The organism is Pseudidiomarina marina (genome assembly GCF_044807045.1).
Lineage (GTDB): Bacteria > Pseudomonadota > Gammaproteobacteria > Enterobacterales > Alteromonadaceae > Pseudidiomarina > Pseudidiomarina marina.
Map to the genome: position 1 here is coordinate 34,969 of NZ_CP085233.1, position 18,760 is coordinate 53,728.

Annotated in this window: 17 protein-coding genes; 1 reads left to right on the forward strand and 16 read right to left on the reverse strand. The window is 50.3% G+C overall.

The genetic code is table 11. The annotated features are described in order from the left end of the window. Nucleotides 1-39: 39 nt before the first annotated feature. Nucleotides 40-516, forward strand: coding sequence for a DciA family protein (locus LG272_RS00150; protein ID WP_404408838.1), 477 nt, complete (start codon nucleotides 40-42; stop codon nucleotides 514-516). Between the two features lie 125 nt (nucleotides 517-641). Here LG272_RS00150 and lpxC read toward each other — a convergent pair whose 3' ends face one another. From lpxC to mraZ, 16 genes are all read right to left on the reverse strand, one after another. After that, nucleotides 642-1,556, reverse strand: a complete 915-nt coding sequence (gene lpxC, locus LG272_RS00155; RefSeq protein ID WP_404408840.1) for a UDP-3-O-acyl-N-acetylglucosamine deacetylase — start codon at nucleotides 1,554-1,556, stop codon at nucleotides 642-644. A gap of 110 nt (nucleotides 1,557-1,666) precedes the next feature. Beyond that, entirely contained in the window at nucleotides 1,667-2,893 is a 1,227-nt protein-coding gene (gene ftsZ / locus LG272_RS00160; protein WP_404408842.1) for a cell division protein FtsZ, read from the reverse strand. Nucleotides 2,894-2,957: 64 nt separating this feature from the next. Further along, a complete protein-coding gene (gene ftsA / locus LG272_RS00165) occupies nucleotides 2,958-4,190 on the reverse strand; it encodes a cell division protein FtsA (RefSeq protein ID WP_092856519.1) in 1,233 nt (410 codons plus the stop codon). 1 nt (nucleotide 4,191) lies between these two features. Continuing rightward, nucleotides 4,192-4,929, reverse strand: a complete 738-nt coding sequence (locus LG272_RS00170) for a cell division protein FtsQ/DivIB (protein ID WP_241967978.1) — start codon at nucleotides 4,927-4,929, stop codon at nucleotides 4,192-4,194. A gap of 1 nt (nucleotide 4,930) precedes the next feature. Beyond that, nucleotides 4,931-5,854, reverse strand: coding sequence for a D-alanine--D-alanine ligase (locus LG272_RS00175; protein WP_126759529.1), 924 nt, complete (start codon nucleotides 5,852-5,854; stop codon nucleotides 4,931-4,933). After that, on the reverse strand, nucleotides 5,848-7,347 hold the full coding sequence (murC, locus tag LG272_RS00180; protein WP_126759530.1) for a UDP-N-acetylmuramate--L-alanine ligase: 1,500 nt from the start codon (nucleotides 7,345-7,347) through the stop codon (nucleotides 5,848-5,850). Before murC ends, LG272_RS00175 begins: the two co-directional genes overlap by 7 nt. Before the next feature lie 2 nt (nucleotides 7,348-7,349). Next, entirely contained in the window at nucleotides 7,350-8,450 is a 1,101-nt protein-coding gene (gene murG, locus LG272_RS00185; protein WP_404408846.1) for an undecaprenyldiphospho-muramoylpentapeptide beta-N-acetylglucosaminyltransferase, read from the reverse strand. Further along, nucleotides 8,447-9,733, reverse strand: a complete 1,287-nt coding sequence (gene ftsW, locus LG272_RS00190) for a cell division protein FtsW (protein WP_404408848.1) — start codon at nucleotides 9,731-9,733, stop codon at nucleotides 8,447-8,449. The genes murG and ftsW overlap by 4 nt, the downstream gene beginning before the upstream one ends. Further along, nucleotides 9,714-11,078, reverse strand: a complete 1,365-nt coding sequence (gene murD / locus LG272_RS00195) for a UDP-N-acetylmuramoyl-L-alanine--D-glutamate ligase (protein WP_404408850.1) — start codon at nucleotides 11,076-11,078, stop codon at nucleotides 9,714-9,716. The genes ftsW and murD overlap by 20 nt, the downstream gene beginning before the upstream one ends. A 3-nt stretch (nucleotides 11,079-11,081) precedes the next feature. Continuing rightward, nucleotides 11,082-12,164 (reverse strand): phospho-N-acetylmuramoyl-pentapeptide-transferase, encoded by a 1,083-nt coding sequence (mraY, locus tag LG272_RS00200; protein WP_126759533.1) that lies wholly within the window; start codon nucleotides 12,162-12,164, stop codon nucleotides 11,082-11,084. Then, entirely contained in the window at nucleotides 12,158-13,600 is a 1,443-nt protein-coding gene (murF, locus tag LG272_RS00205; RefSeq protein WP_404408853.1) for a UDP-N-acetylmuramoyl-tripeptide--D-alanyl-D-alanine ligase, read from the reverse strand. The genes mraY and murF overlap by 7 nt, the downstream gene beginning before the upstream one ends. Beyond that, on the reverse strand, nucleotides 13,597-15,087 hold the full coding sequence (gene murE / locus LG272_RS00210; RefSeq protein ID WP_404408855.1) for a UDP-N-acetylmuramoyl-L-alanyl-D-glutamate--2,6-diaminopimelate ligase: 1,491 nt from the start codon (nucleotides 15,085-15,087) through the stop codon (nucleotides 13,597-13,599). The genes murF and murE overlap by 4 nt, the downstream gene beginning before the upstream one ends. Continuing rightward, nucleotides 15,080-16,828, reverse strand: a complete 1,749-nt coding sequence (locus LG272_RS00215) for a peptidoglycan D,D-transpeptidase FtsI family protein (protein ID WP_404408857.1) — start codon at nucleotides 16,826-16,828, stop codon at nucleotides 15,080-15,082. Before LG272_RS00215 ends, murE begins: the two co-directional genes overlap by 8 nt. Then, nucleotides 16,819-17,136 carry a cell division protein FtsL gene (ftsL, locus tag LG272_RS00220; protein WP_126759537.1) on the reverse strand — a complete coding sequence of 106 codons (318 nt, stop codon included), beginning with the start codon at nucleotides 17,134-17,136 and terminating at the stop codon, nucleotides 16,819-16,821. The genes LG272_RS00215 and ftsL overlap by 10 nt, the downstream gene beginning before the upstream one ends. Beyond that, nucleotides 17,126-18,076, reverse strand: a complete 951-nt coding sequence (gene rsmH, locus LG272_RS00225; RefSeq protein WP_126759538.1) for a 16S rRNA (cytosine(1402)-N(4))-methyltransferase RsmH — start codon at nucleotides 18,074-18,076, stop codon at nucleotides 17,126-17,128. The genes ftsL and rsmH overlap by 11 nt, the downstream gene beginning before the upstream one ends. After that, the gene (mraZ, locus tag LG272_RS00230) at nucleotides 18,076-18,534 is read right to left on the reverse strand and encodes a division/cell wall cluster transcriptional repressor MraZ (RefSeq protein WP_404408860.1); all 459 of its coding nucleotides are present in this window, start codon (nucleotides 18,532-18,534) and stop codon (nucleotides 18,076-18,078) included. Before mraZ ends, rsmH begins: the two co-directional genes overlap by 1 nt. Nucleotides 18,535-18,760 lie beyond the last annotated feature (226 nt).

Below are 18,760 nucleotides of genomic sequence, written 5' to 3' on the forward strand. Positions count from 1 at the left end.
AATCTCTCGCTGCTAATTATAATTAAATGGCACGCAAACATGGCTCGAAAACGACCTCGCGATATCCAACAACTGTTTGGCGGTCAGCGCTTACAGCGTTTTACTGACTTTACAGAGCAATACCAACGCTGGCAACAGCAATTGCAACAATGTTTTGTTGCACTGCAGCTGTCGCCTCTGTTGGCACACTGTAAAGTGGTGTCGGTTCGTGCGCACACCCTCGTGCTCGAAGTCTCATCGGCAGCTCTTGCTAGCCGTATAAAACTTCAGCAAAGCCGCATTATAACGTATTTTCAAGATGAATCTACGGGGCATATCTCTCGTATTGATGTGCAGGTACGTCCAAAAATCAGTACGCCGTCGCTTCAACCGACCGAAAAAGCACCGCAACCTGTTAAAAACGCAGGCGAAAATGATGATGAGACGGTAGCGAAATTGAGGCGGCAGGCGGAGTTGTGCGAGGAGCCGTTGCGCTCGCAGCTACTCGCCTTAGCGGAGAAATACGAGAAAACCTAAAAGCAAGAGCGATATTGGCTATTAGATATTGGATATTGGCAAAAATAAAAAGACCGCTTCCAACTTCAGCCGTAGCGGTCTTCACTAATATCTAATATCCAATAGCTAATATCGAACTTGCGTTGTTACGCGACGACGGGGTTGGCGAACGCGATTGGTGCCACTTCCGCTTCATCTTCAAACGTCACAAATTCCCACGCCTCTTGATTCTGCAAAACCGCACGCAACAACTGATTATTCAGAGCATGGCCTGATTTAAACGCGCGCAAGTTACCTAGAATTGCATAGCCACCCAGGTATAGGTCGCCAATTGCGTCGAGAATTTTGTGTTTAACGAACTCATCGTCGTAGCGCAAGCCGTCGCTGTTAAGAATACGGAATTCATCTAGTACCACGGCGTTGTCAAAGCTGCCGCCAAGTGCCAGGTTGTTGGCACGCAACATTTCGATGTCTTTCATGAAGCCAAAGGTACGCGCACGGCTAATTTCTTTGATGAAATTACTGCTACTGAAATCAATGCTCAGCACTTGGCCGGTGTCGGCAATTGCCGGGTGGTCGAAATCGATAGCAAAGTCGATGCGGAAACCGTTATGGGGTAGCAGTTCCGCCCACTTATCACCTTCTTCAACCCGAACCGGCTGTTTAATCTTGATAAACTTTTTCGCTGCGCCTTGCTCTTCAATTCCCGCGCTCTGTAGCAGGTATACAAAGGGGTGAGAGCTTCCATCCATGATCGGGATTTCGTGGCTGTCCACTTCAATAACAAGATTGTCGATGCCCATTGCCGCAACCGCCGCAAGCAAATGCTCGACGGTAGATACACGCACGTTGTCATCGTTAATCAGACAGGTACACATACGCGTATCCCGCACTAACTCAGCGTTAGCAGGAATATCAACCGCAGGGTTCAAATCCACACGGCGAAACACCAGACCTGTATTCACAGGTGCTGGGCGCAGCGTGAGCTGAACCTTGTTGCCTTTATGCAAACCCACACCAGTGGTTGCAATCGGCTGCTTGATTGTACGTTGTTTAATCATGTCTGCTCTTCTCGTTCTTCTCAAAAGTTAAAGAAGTTTCCAGTCCTTTGACTAGCAAAAGGCGCAATAGTTTACCGGATTATCTAAAAAACCGCAAGAAAACCGCGTTCTTAATCGACTTGACGGCGTAAAAATGCCGGGATGTCGAGATAATCCATATCTTTGCCTTGATTTGCCTGAGGTTTTGACGCTGGCTTCGATGCCACCGGCTCTGCCTCCATAGGCTCTTCATCTACTTCTGGTTCCAACTGGCGTGCCGTAGCCGTGTTGCTGTAATTGTTACCAGCGGCTGAGCTACCAGCTGAAGTACGGTTACCATAGCTTGGCGCTGGTTCGCGACGATTAACCAGCGAGATATCAGGCTTTCGTTCACCACCAATTCCGGTAGCAACGACAGTAACGCGTAATTCTTCCGACATATCCATATCGATAACGGTACCGACGATAACCGTTGCGTTCTCAGACACGAAGCCTTTAACAACGTTACCGACAATCTCGAACTCTTCCATGCTCAAGTCCATACCAGCGGTGATGTTCAACAATACGCCGCGAGCACCAGAAAGATCGATATCTTCCAGCAGTGGGCTGTTGATCGCCATCTCGGCCGCTTCCTGCGCACGGTCTTCACCACGTGCCACACCGGTACCCATCATCGCAGTGCCCATTTCGCGCATCACTGCACGAACGTCAGCAAAGTCGACGTTAATTAAACCATCACGGGTAATTAAATCGGAGATGCCTTGAACCGCGCCTAATAATACGTCGTTTGCCTTGCCGAATGCATCCAACAAACTGGTGCCTTTACCTAAAACTTTCAAAAGTTTTTCGTTCGGAATGGTAATCAACGAGTCAACGTGGCGAGCAAGCTGTTCAATACCTTCTTTTGCTGCAGCCATGCGGCGCTGACCTTCGAACGGAAATGGCTTAGTCACTACTGCTACCGTTAGGATACCGAGCTCGCGCGCAACTTCCGCAACGACCGGTGCTGCACCAGTACCGGTGCCACCGCCCATACCGGCCGCGATAAATACCATATCGGCGCCCTGCAACTGCTTGCGAATTTCATCGCGCGCTTCTTCAGCGGCCTGACGACCGACTTCCGGATTGGCGCCAGCACCGAGTCCTTTGGTGATGTCGCTGCCGAGTTGAATGGTCACATGAGCACCGTGATTACGCAGCGCTTGCGCATCGGTGTTGGCAACAATAAATTGCACGCCCTCAATGGACTCATTGATCATGTGTTTCACGGCGTTGCCACCGCCACCACCGACGCCGATGACTTTAATCACCGCGTCAGTATCAAAGTTGTTGAGTACTTCAAACACTTCTTCTGACATGTTAATTCTCCTTTAACCTGCTTATTGTACTACCCCTAAATTCATATCCAAAATGTTGTTTTTATTAAAACTCGCCCTTAAACCAGCTCAATAAACGTTTCCCCATTCCTATAACGTTCGTTGAGCTTGCTTCAGTTTGACGATTTTGGACATCTTGTTGGCCATAACGTAACAAGCCAACCGCCGTCGCATAGGTTGGATCTTGTACGTAATCGCTCAAGCCGTGCATGCCAAGTGGCTCGCCTAAGCGCACTGGCATTTGAAATATTTCTTCGGCAAACTCAATGGCTCCTTCCATACGGCCGCAGCCGCCGGTGAGCACTATACCTGCCGCAATTTGATCTTCTAAACCGCTTTGCGTGATCTGGTCACGAATCAACTCGAATAGCTCTTGGTAACGTGGTTCGACGACCTCAGCTAAAATATGCCGTTCCATGCTACGTGATGGACGTCCACCCACGGATGGCACTTCAATATGGTCATCTTTACCAACCAATTCGCGCAGTGCACATGCATATTTGGTTTTAATTTCTTCGGCATGATTCAATGGCGTGCGGAAGATTTTCGCGATGTCGCTGGTGACCTGGTTACCTGCCGCTGGAATGACTGCGGTGTGACGCAATACGCCACCCGTGTAAATATTAATATCGATAGTACCTGCGCCCATATCGACCAGCGCCACGCCCAAATCTTTCTCGTCGTCAGTCAGTACCGCGTAGCTTGACGCCAATGCCGAGAAAATCAGACGGTCGACGCTTAATCCGCAACGCTCCACCGCCTTTTCGATATTTTTCGCCATGTCGTTCGCACAAGTAATAATATGGACACGGGCCTCCATTCGCACACCCGACATACCGATAGGGCTTTTGATACTCTCTTGCGAATCAATAATGAATTCTTGTGGCAGCACATGCAAAATGCGGCGTTCTTGCGCAATCGGCACCGATTTCGCAGCGTGGATCACGCTATCAACATCGTCTTGAGTCACTTCTGCTTCATTAATCGGCACCATGCCCGATTCGTTCTGACACGCAATGTGACGACCGGAAATGTTCAGATAGACTGAGGCAATACGGCAGTCGGCCATTAGTTCTGCTTCTTCCACCGCACGCTGAATTGATTGCACGACAAGATTCAAATCGTTCACGCCGCCTTTGTCCATACCGCGCGCAGCTGCGGCACCAACGCCTATAACGCTGATGTCACCATCGGGCATGACTTCACCAATCAGCGCCACCACTTTACTGGTGCCGATGTCTAGCCCTACTACCATGTTCCGTTCTGCTGCTTTCGACATGCTATTTTCTCTCTTGGTCTTCTTTCCACGCCACCGCAACGCCGGTGTCATAACGTAAATCAACATAATCTATTGGCTGCGTTTTATGGCGCACTATGGTCGGGAATACCTCAATAAATCGCTGTACCCGTTCTAGTAAGCCTTCGCGGCCTAAGCGCAGACGAATGCCTGATAACAACTCAACATCCACTGCAAAACGCTCGGAGAGCGTCAGCGCCACCACCTGGTGGCCGTTAATTTCAAGCAGTTCATGCACTTGTTGATACTGCTCTACAGTTTCTTTGACTGCGTGTTCTGGGCCAAACAATTTCGGCAGTAACTCATCAATCACCGATTTGTCGACTTCAAACACTTCGCCCGTTGCACTAACTAAAGCATTCGGGCGGCTATTTTCGTTCCAATGGCCAAGCGGTTTCTGCTCAACCAAAAACACCTTTAAAATATCCGGCCATTCCTTACGAACCGATGCCTGAGCAATCCATGGCTCCGATTCAAGCCGTTCGCGAATGACATTCACATCCGCCGAGAAAAAACTGCCCAGTTCTTCTCCGGCCAACGCATCACGTACTTGTGTGCGCTGTAGATACTTCAGTTCGCCTTGCACCACTAACCGTTTCAACGGTACTTCATTGGCATCCATGGCGAGGTAATACAACCACGCGACTCCGGCTATGGCTCCGATGACGACGCTGAGAAAAAAGCTAAATCCCAGCCAAAACTGCCAGCGGACTGCCGCCACACTACACCTCGCTAAGTTCGAGAATGCGCTTCACCAGTTGCTCGAAGCTCATGCCAACCGCCTTCGCGGCCATCGGCACCAAACTCTTGGTGGTCATACCCGGCACCATGTTCGCTTCAAGTAACTTAAAATTCCCGTTGTGATCGCACATCACGTCAATGCGTCCCCAACCTTTTCCACCCACTGCATGAAATGCCGTTACCGCTAGCTGTTCTAACGCTCGCTCTTCAAGTTCACACAAGCCCGCTGGGCAGTGGTACTGGGTGTCACCCGCTTGATACTTTGCATCGTAATCATAAAACTCGTGCGTTGACTGCACCCGAATAGCCGGTAAGGCTTGATCACCTAAAATTGACACGGTGTACTCAGGACCGCTGAGCCAGCTTTCAACCAGAGCCTCGCGGTCATATTTGTGCGCCAGTGCGACAGCTTGCTCAAGCTCTGCAGCATTGCGAGCTGGGCTCATTCCAATACTGCTGCCTTCTTGCGCCGGTTTCACCATCACTTTGCCACCCAAATCGGTGATCAGTGCTTGCCAATCGACCGCACGTCCTCGCGCAATCACGGCACTTGGCGCCACCGGCAAACCAGCCGCTTGCCAAACTTGCTTGGTGCGTACTTTATCCATCGCTAGCGCGCACCCTAACACGCCACTACCGGTATACGGAATGCCCAAATACTCAAGCGCACCTTGAATGGTGCCATCTTCACCGCCACGGCCATGCAGAACAATAAAGGCACGGTCAAATTGTTGCTCAACCAAGGCAGTCAAAGGCTGCTCTGCAGGGTCAAAACCTTGCGCATTAATGCCTTGTGCTTGCAATGCAGCGAGAACGGCCTGGCCCGAGCGCAACGACACCTCACGCTCCGCTGAATGGCCGCCATACAATACAGCGACTTTGCCAAACTCAGTCTTCGCTACCATGACTTGGATTCTCCTTGCAATTCATCCGCTTTATGCCGCAATTGTGTTGGCGCTAGCTGCGTCGCAACCAAATCGCGTGCAATTGCACCAATGTTTCCGGCGCCTTGTGCCAGCAACATATCATTCGGTTGCAGAACATCCGCTAATACTTTGTACAACGACGCACGATCACCTACGTAAATCGGTTCCATTTGCCCACGCATGCGAATGGCGCGCGCTAAAGCTCGGCTATCAGCGCCAGTCACTGGCGCTTCGCCGGCACTATACACATCCAACAGTAACAACACATCAACTTCGCTTAATACATTTACGAAATCATCAAATAAGTCGCGGGTACGTGAGTAACGATGTGGCTGAAACGCCATCACGATACGTCGATCTGGCCAACCTGCACGTGCTGCCGCAATCGTAACTGCCACCTCAGACGGATGATGACCGTAATCGTCAACTAACAATACATCTCCCGATTGACCGTTATGCTCACTCGCAAACGCGCCGAGGTGCTCAAAACGACGACCAATACCGCCAAATTTTTCCAAGGCGGCAATAATCGCATCATCGCTAACACCTTCGTCGGTTGCTACGGCAATAGCAGCCAGCGCATTCAAGGCATTGTGCTTACCGGGTAGGTTCACGGTGACAGTTAACGGTTCAAAGCCATGACGATAAACAGTGAATGAACTTTGCCCGCCGTTTTGCTGATAATTTGCTGCACGTACTTCGGCATCTTCGCTAAAGCCATAAGTAATAATTTGACGGCCAACACGTGGTAATAGATCGCGTACTACAGGATCATCGACACACATCACCGCTAAACCATAAAACGGTAGGTTGTGAAGGAAATCCACATAGGTATCGAGCAGCTTATTAAAGTCGCCGCCATAGGTGTCCATGTGATCCGCTTCAATATTGGTAACGACAGAAACCATTGGCTGCAAGTGCAAGAACGATGCATCGGACTCATCTGCTTCCGCAATCAAATATTTACTGGTACCTAAGCGGGCATTAGTGCCAGCACTATTTAGCAAACCACCAATGACAAAGGTGGGGTCTAACGCCGCTTCAGCGAATACGCTAGCAATTAAGCTCGTGGTCGTGGTTTTGCCATGGGTACCGGCAATTGCTACGCCATGACGGAATCGCATGAGCTCCGCCAACATTTCAGCACGGCGTACTTGTGGAATCATTTGCTCGTTGGCTGCCACAAGTTCTGGATTATCTGCTTTAATTGCCGATGACACGACAATTACATCGGCGCCTTGAATGTTCTCGGCCGCATGGCCGATAAAAATTTCGGCACCAAAATTACGTAAACGTTGGGTGTTTGCGTTCTCAGCTATATCTGAGCCAGCAATGGTGTAGCCCTGATTTAGCAATACTTCAGCAATGCCGCCCATACCCGCGCCGCCAATGCCGACAAAGTGAATGCGACGCACGCGGCGCATTTCCGGCACACTGACCACTGTAAATGGGGCTAACTTCTCTTGCTTCATTGCTATTTGCCTACTTTTATTTGTTCAGGGTTTGCCCAACGCTCACATTGGCTAACTACTGCCTCTGTTGCGTTTGGATAAGCTGCTTGAGCTGCATTCTTACGCATTGTTTCGCGCCCTTCTCGGTCGCGCACTAATTCAGTTAACAACTGCACCAAGGGTGTCACTTCTTTTAACTGTGCTTGCGGTAGTAACCGTGCTGCACCAGCTCGCACTAACTCATTAGCGTTCGCGGTTTGGTGGTCATCCACAGCATGTGGTAACGGCACGAAAATCGCTGGTGTTCCGACAACGGCCAGCTCCGCCACTGTTAACGCGCCAGCGCGACAAATCACGATATCGGCATTGCTGTACGCGCTGTGCATGTCATGAATAAAATCTTCAACTTCGAGCGATGCGACTTGCGCCGCTGCATAGGCCTGTTTAACTTCTGCACTGCGACCTACTCCACACTGGTGGTGGACGCTAAGTTTCTGCTGCAGTTCAGTTTCTAACTGGGAAACGGCAGCGGGAACTGCTTCATTCAGCGCTTGAGCGCCAAGACTACCGCCAACAATGAGTAAGCGCACACTATCACTAAATTCTTTGTCCGCTATTGGCTTCAACCAATCAGCTCGTAACGGGTTGCCGACCACTTCGGCATCAGGCAACTGCGCTTTTGCCGCAGCAAAGCCAACCATCACGTGCTGCGCAATACGTGATAGTACCTTGTTAGTGAGCCCCGCAACCGCGTTTTGCTCATGCACTAACAACGGAATTCCTAATGACCGCGCAGCGAGCCCCGCAGGTCCACATACATAGCCACCGAATGATAAAAGTAACTGTGACTGATGCACCTTAAGTAATCGTCGACATTGACGAAACGCTTTAAACAGTCGCCATGGCGTGCCTAACTTACGCATCAAGCCGTGCCCACGCACACCCTGCATGGTTATCTGCTCGAGTTTAAAGCCGGCAGCCGGGACAACGTTACTTTCTAAGCGTTGTTCGGTGGTACCAAGCCACACCACTTCCCAACCATAACCGCGCAGTTGTTCAGCCACTGCCAGTGCTGGGAACACATGACCACCAGTTCCGGCAGCTGCAATCATCACACGATTCATGCGGCACCTCCGGCTTTCGCTGGGCTACGACGGCGCGGTGCCACTTTAATTTGACTCACCCGTACCTCGTAATCCACTCGTAGTAAAATACCGATGGCAACGCAGCTGATAAGTAAGCTGGTACCACCATAGCTAATCAGCGGTAATGTCAGCCCTTTCGTCGGTAAAATGCCGGCTGCAGCACCGATATTGACCATAGCTTGAAACGCAAACCAAATACCGATGCCATAGGCGACGAAACCGCCATATTGATGACCCGCTTGTAATGCGTTTCGACCCAGTTGCATAACACGCAGTACCAAGGCAAACGACAGTACCAAAATCAAAACAATGCCGAAAAAGCCCAGCTCTTCACCTACCACAGCCATAATAAAATCGGTGTGCGCTTCAGGTAGGTACTGCAATTTTTGAATACTGTTGCCTAGCCCTTGCCCGAACCAATCACCGCGGCCGAAGGCCATTAACGATTGCGTCAATTGATACCCACTACCGAATGGATCTTCCCAAGGGTCTAAAAAGGAAATAACGCGGCGCATTCGATACGGTTCTTTCACAATTAACAGCACAATCGCTGCAGCAAAGGCGACCATGACGCCAAAGAATTGCCATAACCGTGCACCAGCAAGAAACAGCATGCCCACAGCAATACACGACATGACGACCAGCGAGCCAAAGTCTGGCTGCAGTAACAGTAATCCGGCGAAGAAGAACAATACCAATAATGGCTTCAAGAAACCTTTTAAGTTTTCTTGAACCTCTCCCACGCGGCGGGTTAAGTAACTCGACATATAAATCACGAAAAAGAGCTTAGCGACCTCAGCAACTTGCAATGTTAATGGTCCTAATTTAATCCAGCGTTTCGCCCCGTTCACTTCGTGACCGATAAACAACACCATGATCAACATGCCCATTGAAATAAGCAGCAGACTGCTACTACCACTCGCCCACCACTGCACCGGTATTTGTATAACTGTTAGCAATAATGCGATACCGACGCCTACATAAATGCCGTGACGGATCATGAAGTAGAACGGATTGCCGGTCAGTCGCTCGGCCACTGGAAACGATGCTGACGTCACCATCACTAGGCCAATGGCAATTAGCGCTAAGGTCAACCAAAGTAGCGCTCGGTCATACAATAACGCACTATCGTTGGCCACCCACCAGTCACGCCAACGCTGCCAAAGCGGCACGCTCATAGTATCAAGCGACTGCTGGATACCAAGTTCCAGCTGTTGCTCGGTGCTATTCGACGTACGCGCTTTATGCGCTTTTGCGACCATAATGGGCCTCCACTGCGGCACGGAATCGTTCGCCCCGCTGTTCGTAATTTTTAAACATATCTAAACTGGCACAAGCTGGTGACAGCAATACCATGCTATTCGGCGTTGCAAGCTCGGCCGCGGTTGCGACGGCTTCTTCAAGTGTTTTGACCCGCACTGCGTGCTCAATCTGGTTGGCGATGCGCTCGCCGTCTTTACCCAACACAATCACCACATCCACTTGCTTGAGAGCGGCACGAAAGTGAGCAAAATCAGCACCTTTGCCATCACCACCAGCAATGAGTATCAGCTTGCCTTTTACTAACTGACGGGTGCCAAAAATGGCTGCTTCGGCTGCACCAATGTTGGTGGCCTTTGAATCGTTCACCCATTGAACTTGCTGATATTCACCCACGAGTTCACAGCGATGCGGCAAACCTTTGAAGCGACGCGCCGCATCAAGTACTTGATAAGGATCGACACCATAGGCATAAACCAATGCCAATGCGGCTTGAACATTGAGTAAATTATGTACGCCGGTTAACTGCAACTCACTCGCTTTCAGCAACGGTTTGCCAGCAAAACTAATCGCGAACTCACCTTCGTGCTCAATTAACCCGAATTGGTCAGGTCCATGCTCGCTACTTGGGGTTAGACCAAAAGTAAGCTGAGCATTCATCGGCACTAAAGACGGCGCCGTCATTTCCTGTTCCCGGTTCCAAACAGCCACGTCAACTCGGTTATAAATGCGATGTTTCGCATTCGAGTAGTCGCGCAAATCACTGTAGCGATCCATGTGGTCATCGCTGATATTTAAAATGGTGCCAGCACGCAAATGGAGATCGTGCATAAGCTCAAGCTGAAAACTCGATAACTCAAGTACAAACACATCGGCTGGTTGCCCAACCAAATCCAATACCGGCACGCCAATATTGCCGCCCATGGCAACCTTCTTGCCGGCGGCGGTCAGTAAATCGGTGACCAAGCGAGTCACGGTGGATTTTCCATTCGAGCCAGTGATGCCAATAACCGGTTTGTTGGCATGGCGCGCAAATAAATCCATATCACCAACAACTGGAATGGCGGCATCAATTGCGAGTTGTAACGCCGGCGTACGTAAGTCAACACCCGGGCTCACAACCAACAAGTCCATTGCCAAAATATGTTCGAGTTCCAACGCGCCAGTATGAACTTCGAGTTCGGCATTGAGCTCATTGAGCTCTTTCAACCCCGGAGGCTCGGCACGCGTATCGAAAACAACGGGCTCAATATCACGCTGCAGCAAATAGCGCACACACGACAACCCTGTTTGGCCGAGACCGACCACACCGATTGCTTCATATGTATCTAATGCTGCTAATTTCATTGTTTATCTCAACTTCAAGGTTGCTAAACCAATCAATACGAATACCAAACTTAAAATCCAAAAGCGCACAATGACGCGTGGCTCTGGCCAGCCTTTTAATTCGTAGTGGTGGTGGATAGGAGCCATCCGAAACACACGTTTGCCACGTAATTTGTATGAACCCACTTGGAGCATGACGCTCAAGGTTTCCATCACGAACACACCGCCCATAATGAAGAGCACCAATTCCTGGCGCACCATGACAGCAATCACGCCGAGCGCGGCACCCAGAGTCAACGAGCCAACATCACCCATGAATACCAGTGCTGGGTAGGTGTTAAACCAAAGGAAGCCTAAACCAGCACCAAAAATCGCGGTACACACAATCAATAACTCACCAGAAAGCGGTAAGAATGGAATGTTTAAATAGCTGGCGAAGTTCGCGTTACCCGACGCATAAGCGAATACCCCAAGCGCGCCAGCGACCATAATGGTTGGCACGATCGCTAAGCCATCAAGACCATCGGTTAGGTTAACGGCGTTGCTGGTTCCAACAATGACGAAATAGGCCAGCAAGATATACATAAGGCCGAGTTGCGGCATGACATCTTTAAAAAACGGCACCAGCAGTTGCGTTTCTGCGCCAACGGTGGCGTGGGCATACAAATAGACAGCGGCTAGCGTGGCAATTAATGATTGCCAGAAATACTTCCATCGAGCCGGAAGACCTCGCGGATTCTTCTGCACGACTTTACGATAGTCATCGACAAACCCGACAGCACCAAAACCCAATACCACAGCCAACACGACCTGCACATAATGATTCGATAAATCCGCCCACAACAAGGTAGAGATGACGATGGAGGCGATAATGAGCACGCCGCCCATGGTTGGTGTTCCGGCCTTACTTAAATGACTTTGTGGGCCGTCATCGCGAACCGCTTGCCCTACTTGCAAGCGTTGCAAGTATTTGATCAGTGTTGGCCCCATCCACAGGGAAATCAACAATGCGGTCAATACACTTAAAATTGCGCGCATGGTTAGATACGAGATGACGTTAAACGCACTCGCAAACTGCGTGAGGTATTCCGCTAACCACACTAACATGCGTGTTTTCCTTCTGCTGAAGTCATTGGTTTTAATTCTTCCTGACGTTCTTGCAAGGCTTGCACCACGCGCTCCATACGAGCACTGCGCGAGCCTTTGACTAAAATGGTGATCGGCACTGGTACTTGATTCACTGTCGCGATAATCGCCGCAACGGCGCTATCCAAATTTGAGAAGTGACGTCCGCCGCGACCATTAAACACTTCACTTGCGCTTTGACTCAGCACGCCTAAGGTATACAAGTTATCAATGCCCGCCGTAATGGCGTATGCACCAACCTCTTCATGATATTCACGGGCTTGGCTACCTAGCTCACCCATATCTCCCAAAACCATCATGCGATAGCCTGGGTATACCGCTAGCATGTCGAGCGCCGCTTTTACCGAGCCAACGTTGGCGTTGTAAGTATCATCAATCAATTGAATGTGGTCATTTAGACGAATCACATTCAAGCGTCCAGCAACCGGTGTTAATTGCGCTAATGCTGTCTGCGCATCAGCGAGCGCACAACCTACCGCAACTGCGGCGCGAATGGCTACCAGTGCGTTGTCAACATTGTGTAAACCAGGCAGACTCAGGGTGATATGTCCTGTTTGGGGCTGCTCACCGGTCAATTCGACATCAAATTCCGCGCAACCTTGCTGGTTAACTTGCACGTTGGAAGCACGCACGGTCGGTTGCTCATCCGCTGCATCGACCACACGGCCGAACGTTTCGTGTTTGGTGCCCGCTAACATCTGTTTCCAACCCTGCGCAAACTGCGAGTGAAACGGTGTGAGTGCTAAGCCATGCGGACCTAAACCACGGAATATCTCCGATTTAGCCCGATACACACCGTGAATATCACCAAAGCCCTCAACGTGCGCTGGTGCGACATTGTTGATGATGGCCACGTCAGGCTGGGTTAAGCGAGTGGTGTAAGCAATTTCACCTAAATGATTAGCGCCGAGTTCAATAACCGCAAACTCGTGCTGTGGCTCAATTCGTAAAAGTGTTAATGGCACGCCAATGTCGTTATTAAAGTTACCGGCGGTTGCAAGCACTTCGCCACGTTGACGCAAAATAGCCGCTAGCATTTCTTTGACGGTGGTTTTGCCGCTACTACCGGTTATTGCAATGGTTTTTGGAGCCACTTTCGCTTTAACTGCTGCGCCGAGTAACCCCAACGCATAACGGGTGTCATTGACGATAATTTGCGGTGCCGCCATACAAACGTCATCGGTTAGTTCACGCTCCACCATAATCGCCGCGGCACCGCTCTGCAATGCTTGAGCAGCGAAATCGTGCGCGTCAAAATTGGGGCCCTTTAATGCAATAAATAAGCAATCTTTCGGCAGCGACCGCGTATCGGTGCTGACAGCATCAATCGTGCGGTTTGCGCCAACTAATCGTCCTTCAACTGCGGCTGCTATCCATGCTAAGTCAATGCGAATCATGAGAGCTCCTCCGCTGTTGGTGTTGCAGTGATTTCCGCTACCAGTGCACGCTCGTTATAGTCAATGCGCTGTTGACCAATCACTTGGTAATCTTCGTGCCCTTTGCCGGCTAATAGCACCACGTCATTTGCTTTCGCTTGCGCGATCACTTGGCGTACCGCATTCTCGCGCCCCATAATCACTTGCACACGTTGGCGTGTTGGCATGCCGGCAATAATATCCTGCACAATTTGTTCTGGTGGCTCGGTACGTGGATTGTCATCGGTCACCACAACACGGTCGGCCATATCGGCCGCCACTGCACCCATTTGCGGACGTTTTCCACGATCTCTGTCACCACCGCAACCGAATACACACCATAGTTGGCCTTCGCAATGACGACGCAGGGCACTAAGTACTTGCTGTAGTGCATCAGGCGTATGCGCATAATCGACAATCACCAGCGGCTTACCGTGATGACCTCCGAACGCTTCCATTCGACCTGGCACAGCATGTAATTGTGCGCATGCCGCAGCAATTTTTTGTGGTTCTTGACCTAAACTGATAACGGCAGCAATAGCAGCCAGCAAGTTGTAAACGTTAAAGCCACCCAATAACGGCGATTGTACCGAAATTTGTTCAACGCGCTCAGCGTCATAACGCACATACAAATTAAACTGGGTGCCGTCGTGATCATACTTGACCTGTTCCGCCCAGATACTGCGAGTAGCGTTTTGCGGCGTTAAACTGAAGCGCCAGCTGTCAGTGCGATCGGGCAACCAAGCGGCTACCGCCGAATCATCAGCATTCAGCACGCTGAATTGTGTATCTAACTCAGTAAATAACCGACGTTTGGCGCCAGCATAGTTCGCCATCGTGCCATGATAATCGAGATGATCACGGCTGATGTTGGTGGCCACGCTGACTTTAAAGTGCACAGCCTCAACACGACGCTGCACCAACGCATGCGATGACACTTCCATCGCTACCGCTTGGGCTCCTTCGCTACGCATCACATGCAATCGGTGTTGCACAGCAATGGCATCAGGGGTGGTGTGCGTTTCTGGTAACAATCGACCCGGGAAACCCGAACCCGTGGTACCAATCACGCCACATGGCACCCCCAAAGCTTCAAGTAATTGCGCTGTAATATAAGTCACCGAGGTTTTACCGTTGGTGCCGGTAACGCCTATCACGCTGAGTGCTTGCGATGGTTCATGAAAAAATCGACCGGCGATAGCGGATAATTCATTCTTCAGCTGTGGTACTTCAACAACCCAGGTACGCCCCCGTAGCTCCATGCCAACGGTTTCCGAATCGGCAAGCACCACGGCGGCACCAGCCTCAATTGCCGCATCAATAAATTGTCGACCATCAACCTGATAGCCAGGCACAGCAACGAACGCATCATTCGCTGCAACTTGGCGACTATCAAGCTTTAGTCCGCCAACTTTCACGGCCGGTAACTGTAACGGGTAATCTGGTAATAAGGTCATCAGATCAATCATCTGCACCTCCAAAACCAGCCGCTTTTAACTGTGCATCAGCTAAATTATCCGGCGGAATATTCATCACGCGTAGCGCGTCGCTGACAATTTCTGCAAAGACTGGTGCCGAAACCTCGCTGCCATAATACTCGTCGCCACTTGGTTCATTCACCGTCACCACCACTGCTATTCGCGGATCGCTCACTGGCGCAATACCGGCAAACAAGGTGACATACTCTTCACCATAGCCTCCAGCTATCGCTTTACGCGATGTACCGGTCTTGCCCGCTACACGATAGCCACGAACCTTCGCTCGTCCACCAGAACCATTTGCAACCACACTCTCAAGCATGGCGAGAACCGTCTTCGCCGTCCGCTCCGAAATAACTTGTTCGCCTTCGGGCAAGCCTTCGCGGCGTTGAACGGTTAACGGCACACGTTTGCCACCATTAGCAATAATGGCGTACATCTGTGCCAACTGTAACGTGGTTGCTGACATGCCATAACCGTACGATAGGGTCGCGATTTCAAAATCAGACCAACGCTGACGGTTCTGTAAAATACCGAAACTCTCACCCAACATGGCTACCCCTGTGTCATTACCAAAGCCCACTGCCGCATAAGTATCCAACATACTGTTGATACCTGTAGCTAATGCGATTTTGGCAGTGCCAACGTTGCTAGAGTTCTCTAAAATTTGTGTAATAGTTTGCTCACCACGATTAATTGGGTCACTCACTCGACGACCACCCAGACGCATCCAACCTGGGCTGGTGTTAATCACGTCGTCCGGTTGAATCACGCCAGCCTCCAATCCAGCAATCACGGCCAGCGGTTTCACCGTTGAACCCGGCTCATAAGCGTCGGTAATCGCACGATTGCGTAATCTGTGTGGTTGCAAATCATGTCGATTGTTTGGGTTGTAGGACGGGCTGTTGACCATTGCGAGTACCTCGCCGGTTTTCACGTCAAGAATCACTGCAGAGCCAGAAGTCGCCTGGTGATAGCGCACGGCCTTTTTGACTTCGGCATAAGCCAATGATTGCAAGCGTTGATCAATACTCAGCGTTAATTGTTGTGGTTGTTGCGCTTCGGTCACCCGTATTTCTTCAACAACCCGTCCTGCCGCGTCCTTGCGATAAACTCGCTCACCGGGTACCCCGGTAAGAACTTGATTGTAAATGGCTTCTAAACCTTCAATGCCTAAACCATCAATATCCGTAAAACCAACAACATGCGCGGCGATTTCACCCGCCGGATAAAAGCGCCGTGATTCGGTTTTCAAATACACACCAGGAATAGCTAACTGACGAACGAAATCGGCCACACCTGGGGTAACTTTACGTTCGAGATAAACAAAGCGGCGAGTTGGATCAGCCACTTTGCTAAGCAACTCATTCACATCGGTACGAAATACCTCTGCAAGAGCCAGCCAACGTTCACGATTTGCTAAGCCATCGCCTTCATGAACTCGTTTCGGGTCAGCCCAGACCGTCTGCACCGGAACACTCACTGCAAGCTCGCGACCGTTGCGATCTAAGATACTGCCGCGCTGCACGGTCGTTGCATCAGCACGAAGGGAGCGACGATCACCCTCAAAAATTAACCGTTCAGGTTCAATCAGTTGAATGTATGCCGCTCGTGCCACCAAACTTCCAAACACACCAAACACAATCAGCAAGGCGAAGTAGAATCGTCCCTTGCTTAAGTGTGGTTGCGCCTTCTTAACAGCGCGGCGGTTTGGTTTTGGTGTTACTGCCATGGCACTAGCACCTCCTGCTCAGCCTCAGCACGCACCATATCGAGGCGTTGCTGCGCAATCCGTTCAACTCGGTTGTGTTCAGTTAACGTGTTCTGTTCAATCTGTAAATGACGCCATTCAATATCGATCTCATCGCGCTGCGAGAGTAGCTCGTCGCGCTCTATGGTGAGCAAGCGATGACTATGCGAAACGTAAATCACCGCCATGGCACTGCCGATGACCATTAAAAACAGCAAAACCAACACAAGGTGTTGGCGAAAATCGTCAAACAAAACAGCTACTAATGCAGGTACGCGGCTAGCTTTCATAATCTAACCTCGCGGCAATGCGTAGCACGGAACTCCGTGCTCTTGGATTTAGTTTTATTTCCGCCGCCGATGGCTTGATGGCCTTGCCGATGAGGCGCAGCGTTTGACCGCGATCAAAGTCGGCGTCTCGAATAGGTAGTCCAGCTGGAATTGCTCGGCCTTGTGCCTGAGCACGCATAAAGCGTTTGACCATGCGATCTTCTAAGCTATGAAAGCTAATCACAGCAAGCCGTCCGTCGGGTTTCAATCCGCTGACAGCTGCGGTTAATGCTGTTTCAATCTCCTCGAGCTCACCATTAATGTGAATGCGAATACCTTGAAAGCTTCGCGTTGCTGGGTGCTTGTGTTTATCTTTGAATGGCACCGCTTGCGCAATCAATTCGGCCAATTCGCGTGTAGTGGCAAGAGGCTTCTCTTCGCGTTGCTTAACAATCGCTTGGGCAATTCGCCAAGCAAAGCGTTCTTCGCCATATTCGCGCAGCACAAATGCAATTTCGTCTGCACTAGCGCTGTTTAAGAAGTCCGCCGCAGTCATGCCGGTACTCGTATCCATGCGCATATCGAGTGGTCCTTCGCGCATGAAACTAAAACCGCGTTCAGCGTCGTCCAATTGTGGGGAGGAGACGCCAAGGTCAAATAATATTCCGTCGAGCTTGCCGCGCAATTGCTGCGTTTCAAGCACGTCATCTAATCGTGAGAATGGGGTGTGGATGATGGTAAACCGTGGGTCATCACGCAAGGCAGCGGCGGCAGCAATCGCGGTGGGGTCACGATCGAGTGCATAAAGTTTACCTTGCGAGTTTAATTCGGCCAGAATAGCGCGCGAATGCCCCCCTCTACCGAAGGTTGCATCTAAATAAGTTCCGTCTGGTTTGATCGCAAGAGCCTCGATGGACTCTTGTAACAACACCGAGACGTGTTGTTGCGCTTCTGTTGTCATTATAATGAGAAGTCTTGTAGTCGATCACTGTGTGCCAAGTCGCCTTCTTGCTCCGCTGCCATATCGGCTGCGATTTGTTCTTGCCATGCCGCTTCAGACCAAAGTTCAAACTTATTGAGCTGACCAATAATCATGATCTTCTTGCTCAAATCCGCATGTTGACGCAGGGTTGGTGCGATCAAAATGCGACCGTTTTTATCCATTTGGCAATCTTCGGCGTGACCCAGTAACAAACGCTGGAGACGACGCTCTGCGGGGTTCATGCTTGATAAGGTGGTGAGCTTCTGTTCAATCAATTGCCACTGCGGCAATGGATACAGCAATAAACAGGGTTGCTTAATGTCAATGGTACAGACCATTTGCCCGTCACAATCCAAAAGCAGACTCTTGCGATACTTTGCTGGTATCGCGAGCCGACCTTTGTCATCTAGACTGAGTGCTGCTGCGCCACGAAACATATTATTTGATCCACTATTACCCACAAATCCCCACAATGTGACAGTCTAGGTGCCGATCTTTCCACCTGTCAAGGAAAAATGATTGCTTTGCGATATGTAACAGCGCTTGACGGCAAGGATTAGGTAAAGGATGATGCGAATACTATGTCAACAAGCATATAATTCTAATAACAAGCTTTCTCATATAAATGAAGCAGATAGATGTCGTGAGTTTTCCAGATAAGTT

What these genes read in the sequence shown, in the direction of transcription:
- murD (WP_404408850.1), bottom strand. Translation starts at nt 11,078, where the DNA reads ATGAAATTAGCAGCATTAGATACATATGAAGCAATCGGTGTGGTCGGT.
- LG272_RS00215 (WP_404408857.1), bottom strand. Translation starts at nt 16,828, where the DNA reads ATGGCAGTAACACCAAAACCAAACCGCCGCGCTGTTAAGAAGGCGCAA.
- murC (WP_126759530.1), bottom strand. Translation starts at nt 7,347, where the DNA reads ATGAAGCAAGAGAAGTTAGCCCCATTTACAGTGGTCAGTGTGCCGGAA.
- rsmH (WP_126759538.1), bottom strand. Translation starts at nt 18,076, where the DNA reads ATGACAACAGAAGCGCAACAACACGTCTCGGTGTTGTTACAAGAGTCC.
- ftsZ (WP_404408842.1), bottom strand. Translation starts at nt 2,893, where the DNA reads ATGTCAGAAGAAGTGTTTGAAGTACTCAACAACTTTGATACTGACGCG.
- LG272_RS00175 (WP_126759529.1), bottom strand. Translation starts at nt 5,854, where the DNA reads ATGGTAGCGAAGACTGAGTTTGGCAAAGTCGCTGTATTGTATGGCGGC.
- ftsW (WP_404408848.1), bottom strand. Translation starts at nt 9,733, where the DNA reads ATGGTCGCAAAAGCGCATAAAGCGCGTACGTCGAATAGCACCGAGCAA.
- mraY (WP_126759533.1), bottom strand. Translation starts at nt 12,164, where the DNA reads ATGTTAGTGTGGTTAGCGGAATACCTCACGCAGTTTGCGAGTGCGTTT.
- lpxC (WP_404408840.1), bottom strand. Translation starts at nt 1,556, where the DNA reads ATGATTAAACAACGTACAATCAAGCAGCCGATTGCAACCACTGGTGTG.
- murG (WP_404408846.1), bottom strand. Translation starts at nt 8,450, where the DNA reads ATGAATCGTGTGATGATTGCAGCTGCCGGAACTGGTGGTCATGTGTTC.
- mraZ (WP_404408860.1), bottom strand. Translation starts at nt 18,534, where the DNA reads ATGTTTCGTGGCGCAGCAGCACTCAGTCTAGATGACAAAGGTCGGCTC.
- ftsA (WP_092856519.1), bottom strand. Translation starts at nt 4,190, where the DNA reads ATGTCGAAAGCAGCAGAACGGAACATGGTAGTAGGGCTAGACATCGGC.
- murF (WP_404408853.1), bottom strand. Translation starts at nt 13,600, where the DNA reads ATGATTCGCATTGACTTAGCATGGATAGCAGCCGCAGTTGAAGGACGA.
- LG272_RS00150 (WP_404408838.1), top strand. Translation starts at nt 40, where the DNA reads ATGGCTCGAAAACGACCTCGCGATATCCAACAACTGTTTGGCGGTCAG.
- ftsL (WP_126759537.1), bottom strand. Translation starts at nt 17,136, where the DNA reads ATGAAAGCTAGCCGCGTACCTGCATTAGTAGCTGTTTTGTTTGACGAT.
- murE (WP_404408855.1), bottom strand. Translation starts at nt 15,087, where the DNA reads ATGATTGATCTGATGACCTTATTACCAGATTACCCGTTACAGTTACCG.